General features: G+C 64.1%; 2 protein-coding genes and 1 rRNA gene. 2 read left to right on the top strand and 1 reads right to left on the bottom strand.

The window, feature by feature from the left end; genetic code table 11:
• Window positions 1-282, top strand: a 282-nt coding sequence (locus AC1DK9_RS16525; RefSeq protein WP_476916630.1) for a hypothetical protein, incomplete at its 5' end; no start/stop codon positions are given.
• Between the two features lie 324 nt (window positions 283-606).
• Entirely contained in the window at window positions 607-3,033 is a 2,427-nt protein-coding gene (locus tag AC1DK9_RS16520; protein ID WP_476916629.1) for an HAD-IC family P-type ATPase, read from the top strand.
• 484 nt (window positions 3,034-3,517) lie between these two features.
• Here the strand turns inward: AC1DK9_RS16520 and rrf are convergent.
• Window positions 3,518-3,605: ribosomal RNA gene (gene rrf, locus AC1DK9_RS16515) — 5S ribosomal RNA — on the bottom strand; the annotation flags it as partial.

Below are 3,605 nucleotides of genomic sequence, written 5' to 3'. Positions count from 1 at the left end.
GCTGTAAAAACCATGCCATCCACGGGGTGGACAACACAGCCAAAACAACCAATCAATAAAACAATTGGTATCAACAAACTTGGCACACTATTGAGTTCTCAAACAACAGACACACCCGGCACCACCCAAACCAAACGGTCCAGGATCACTCCGGAGCAACTTTTCAAACTTACCCGGTTTCAGCCTCCGAAGCAAATCCGATTTCCCGGACCTGCATCAGCATACGAACCAGCCCCACCAAAATTCTTTAGCGATCTTGACGCCGAAAGAACTCGGTTTTGAATTATTTTTGGGGGATTGGCCGCCTCCGGTCCTTCAGCGTTTCCGCTGCGCTCCCTCGTGGCGACTTAGAAAACAATACACCCAGTCGGGGGTAACTGCAAACCCGCCCACCCACCGGGCGGTGGCGCGCGCGGTCAACGCGAAAACCGCGGCAGCCCGGACCAGCGGCCCCGCCTTCCTCTCCCTGGCGGCAGACCGCCGTCGTGGTTTGGGGCTGTATGCTCCATCACTTTTGGCTGCGGCTGCGGATACCATCAGGGGGTGAGGGCACAGCGCCGGCGCCAGAAAGCAGTTCCGTTCCATCGGCACGTGTCCGGTCCGGCCGTGAACGGGCTTTCGCAGCACGACGTCACGGCCCGGATTGAAAGCGGTCTGGACAACCGGGTACCGGACAAGACGAGTCGCAGCCTCTGGCAGATCTTCCGGGCCAACGTCCTCACGCTCTTCAACGCGATCGTGGGCTCGAGCTTCCTTGTGCTGTTGCTCCTGGGCCGCTGGCAGGACGCACTGTTCGGCCTGGCTGCCGCGGGGAACGCAGTGATCGGCGTCGTCCAGGAATTCCGGGCCAAAAGATCCCTGGACCGTCTTGCCGTCCTGGATGCCCCGCGCGCCCGGGTACTGCGCGACGGGAGCATCCGGGAGATCGCCACGGCCGACGTCGTCCGTGACGACGTCCTGGTCCTGCGCGCGGGAGACCAAGTTACGGCAGATGCAGCGGTGCTCGAAGCCGCGGGGCTCGAAGCGGATGAATCCCTCCTCACCGGCGAATCGGACCCCATTGCCAAGGACACCGGGTCTGAAGTGCTTTCGGGATCCATCATTGTGGCCGGCCATGGCAAGGCCCGGGTGGTACGGGTGGGTGCAGACTCCTTCGCCAGCCGGCTCACGGCTGATGCCCGCCGGTTCTCGCTCGTCAACTCGGAAATCCGCAACAGCCTCAACCGTGTGCTGCGCTGGATTGCCTGGGCTATCCTTCCTGTCGCCGCTTTGGTGGTCAACGGCGAGCTGCAGGCGCGCGGCGGTTGGCAGGACGCTATTGCGACAGGCGCCTGGACGGCAGCCTTGGTAGGCGTCATCGCCAGCGTGATCGCGATGGTTCCCTTAGGCCTTGTGCTGCTGACCAGCGTGGCGTTCGCGGTCGGAGGGCTCAGGCTGGCGGCCCACAAGGTCTTGATTCAGGAACTGGCAGCTGTCGAAGGACTCGCGAGGGTGGACGTCCTGTGCATGGACAAGACCGGCACCTTGACGGAGGGCGGCCTGAAGTTCGACGCGGTCCACCGGCTGTCGTCAACGCCGGATCCGGGCTGGGAGCAGGCACTCGGCTGGTTTGCGTCCGAACCCGAGGCAAACGCGACAGCGCGGAGCCTAGGCAGCGCTTTCGAGGACGACGGCGGATTCCAGTCGATTTCCTACGTTCCGTTCTCCTCCTCCCGCAAGTGGAGCGGGGTGACCTTTGGCGGGGGAAACGGCACGGCACCAACATGGATTTTGGGGGCCCCGGAAATGATTCTGGCGCCGCCAAACGGCGTCTCCGGAGGTTCGCATCCGGGGTCCGCCGACAGCTCGCCCGGGACGACGGAGCCGGACCATGCCGGCGTCCTGGAACGAGCCGGCGAGCTCGCCGGGACCGGTCTTAGGACCCTCCTCCTGGCCGCAGCGGACACATCACCCGGAGGGAGTAAGACGCCAGCGCTGCCCCCCGGCCTCCGGCCCGTCGCACTGCTGACGTTCCGGGAACAAACCCGCACCGACGCCCGGGACACCGTGGAATTCTTTCGCGCCGAGGGTGTGGCCGTGAAAATCATCTCCGGCGACGATCCGCGGACCGTCGCCGCCATCGCCCGACGGGTTGGTCTCGATGTGGCCCAAGGCTACGACGCGCGCTCCCTGCCCGAGGATCCCCTGCTTCTCGAGGAGGTGATGGGGAGCAACAATGTCTTTGGCCGAGTCAACCCCGAGCAAAAGAGGGACATGGTCACTGCCCTGCAACGGCTTGGCCACACCGTGGCGATGACCGGGGACGGAGTCAACGATGCCCTCGCCCTCAAGACGGCAGACCTGGGCATCGCCGTTGATTCCGCCGCGCCCGCCACCAAAGCGGTGGCGCGCCTGGTCCTCCTCGACGGACGCTTCGACAGGCTCCCAGAAGTGCTGGCAGAGGGGCGAAGGGTCATCGCCAACATCGAGCGGGTATCGAGCCTTTTCCTCAGCAAGACGTCCTACTCGATTGCCATCGCCGTCAGTTTCGCACTGCTGCAGTGGCCATTCCCTTTCCTCCCCCGCCAGCTGTCCTTCACCGATGGTTTGACGATCGGCATCCCTGCGTTCTTCCTCGCGCTGATGCCGAACACCCGCCGCTACAAACCCGGATTCCTCCGCCGGTCCCTCTGGTTCTCGCTGCCGGCCGGCCTAATCGTCGCGGCCTCCTTGCTGGTCCTCAACGCAGTCGCCCCGTCGACTGGAATGGCGGCTCCGGAAGCAGCGCGTTCCGCTTCCGTGCTCACCCTCACGGTGGTTGGACTCTGGATCTTGGCGGTGGTGTCCCGACCGCTGAACGCCGGCCGGGTCACCGTACTGGCAGCCATGTGCGCCGCCCTCGTCATCTTGCTCAACGTTCCCTTGGCGCAGGACTTCTTCATCCTCTCCTGGCCGCCCACCGGACTCCTGCTCGCGGCACTGGCAACAGGTGCTGGCGGTGGCCTCGCGATTGAACTGCTCGCCTGGCTCCATGGCCGCAAGTTTCCGCGCTGACTCGGCCGACGTGCTCTCAGCAAGTCTGCCGTCAGGGTACCGACCAACGGGGCGACGAACCCTCCGATTCGGCTGCCGACGACGTCCGCCCCGGCCAACTCCGCATCGTCCTCTATCGACGCTCTCTCACCTTTGCCGCGTTTGCACCCAACGCTCCCTCACCTTTGGAGCGTTTCCTTCCGACGCTCCCTCACCTCTGACGCGATTTCAGACGACGCTCCCTCACCTCTGCCCGGTTATGCCGGCCGGTAATGCGGGAGGGGTTTCACCGATATGCTCCGGTGCTGAGGGAGCGTTGGTGGTGTGCCGGCCACGTCTGAGGGAGCGTCGCCCTTGAGCTCACCACTACTGAGGGAGCATCGTCCTAGAGCCCACCACAACTGAGGGAGGGTTGGTGGCGTGTCCGCGCCGGTACTTTGTGGGTTTGGTGGTTAAAGGGGGAGAGCCTCCAACCTGGTGGTTGGAGGCTCTCGACCTAATGTATGTCCGGCGGTGACCTACTCTCCCACACCCTCCCGGGTGCAGTACCATCGGCGCTGTGGGTCTTTTAGCTTCCGGGTTCGGAATGGGAC

Source organism: Arthrobacter sp. 01T414, from assembly GCF_056398965.1.
The sequence above is the reverse complement of the archived record's forward strand: the minus strand, read 5'-3'. Positions and strand labels throughout refer to the sequence as shown.